The 1,402-nt window shown below is 61.3% G+C and carries 3 protein-coding genes; all 3 read right to left on the minus strand.

Annotated elements, in window-relative coordinates; all coding sequences use genetic code 11:
• Window positions 1-487, minus strand: a 487-nt coding sequence (locus tag A2I95_RS37960) for an ATP F0F1 synthase subunit B (RefSeq protein WP_291737587.1), incomplete at its 3' end; no start/stop codon positions are given.
• A gap of 4 nt (window positions 488-491) precedes the next feature.
• Window positions 492-1,040: a F0F1 ATP synthase subunit B' gene (locus A2I95_RS37965; protein ID WP_259989163.1), complete on the minus strand. Its 549-nt coding sequence runs from the start codon at window positions 1,038-1,040 to the stop codon at window positions 492-494.
• 88 nt (window positions 1,041-1,128) lie between these two features.
• Window positions 1,129-1,365, minus strand: a complete 237-nt coding sequence (locus A2I95_RS37970; RefSeq protein WP_008553903.1) for a F0F1 ATP synthase subunit C — start codon at window positions 1,363-1,365, stop codon at window positions 1,129-1,131.
• Between the last annotated feature and the right edge of the window lie 37 nt (window positions 1,366-1,402).

The following is a 1,402-nucleotide window of genomic DNA, read 5'->3' on the forward strand; positions in this document are numbered from 1 at the left end:
GCTTGGAGATCACCTGATCCGCAGCAGCAACAGCGATTGTGATCGCCTGATCGCGCACTTCCTTCACAGCCGAGGCTTCCGCCGAAGCAATCTGCTCCTCGGCGGCCGCCAGACGGCGGGCGATGGAGGTTTGCAGATCCGCTTTTGCCTGTTCCGCTGCGCGGGCAGCTTCGTCACGGGCGGCAGCAACGATCTGATCAGCCTGGGCCTGAACTTCCTGCTGCTTACGCTCATAGGACGCCAGAACGGTCTGGGCCTCTTCACGCAGCGCGCGGGCTTCGTTCAGCTCCTTCTGGATACCCTCTGCACGGTTATCCAGCTGGCCTGCGAGCAGCGACGGCACTTTGGCAAACAGCAGAATGCCAACGAACAGCACAAAACCGAGACCCACAACCAGATTGGTGTTGGACAGGTCCAGGCCGCCGCCGGCAGCAAAGGCAGGCGAAGCTGCACCCAAGGTCAGGGCAAGGGCGAGAATATTGCGCATGTCCTTATCCTTTCGTCCGCTCGGCAACTGCCGCGGCAATTGCGTCTGCGTCTGCCGAACCGCCCAGTGCGCTTACCAGCGCCCCTGCGGTATCGGTGGCAACAGCCTTTACGCTTTCCAGCGCACCGGCCTTGATTTCGGCGATTGCCTTTTCGGACTCGGCGGCCTTGGCAGAGATCTGTTCGTCTGCTTTGGCAATTGCCTCGTCCAGCCCGGCCTGAATTTCCACACGTGTCTCAGCAACGATGCGCTGAGATTCGGCACGGGCATCTGCCAGAGCTTTGTTATATGCGTTTTCGGCCTCGACTGCCTTGGCTTTCAGGTCTTCAGCCGCGGCGAGGTCGTTGGTGATGGTCCCCTGACGCTCGGCCAGCACAGCCGCAATGCGGGGCAGCGCGACGCGCGACAGGATGAGGTAGATCACGACCAGAGCGACCGCGAGCCAGAAGATCTGGTTCCCGAAGGTCGAGAAGTCCAGCTGCGGCATACCCGGAGCAGACCCGTGCGCTGCGTCTGCGGCGCCGTGTGCTGCGTCTTGCGTATTAGATGCCATGTCGTCCTCCTTGGGAACTTGCCGTTACACCGGGCAGTGCGGATTTAGGCCGCACTGCCCGGCCGTAAGGAAATAGGTTCCTGAGGTCTTAGACGGCGAACATCAGCAGCAGAGCGACCAGGAACGAGAAGATGCCCAGTGCTTCTGCAAATGCGATGCCGATGAACAGGGTCGCGGTCTGACCAGCTGCTGCCGACGGGTTGCGCAGTGCGCCTGCCAGGAAGTTGCCGGCAACGTGGCCCACACCGATTGCGGCTGCGCCGGAACCGATTGCTGCCAGGCCTGCGCCCACGAACTGACCGAGTTGTGCGATATCGCCTTCCATGAGTATTCTCCTTACGATGGAATGTGGTGATTTAGGG

Source organism: Leisingera sp. F5 (genome assembly GCF_001593695.1).

Coding starts and splice junctions, on each gene's coding strand:
- A2I95_RS37970 (WP_008553903.1), bottom strand. CDS start 1,365: ATGGAAGGCGATATCGCACAACTCGGTCAGTTCGTGGGCGCAGGCCTG.
- A2I95_RS37965 (WP_259989163.1), bottom strand. CDS start 1,040: ATGGCATCTAATACGCAAGACGCAGCACACGGCGCCGCAGACGCAGCG.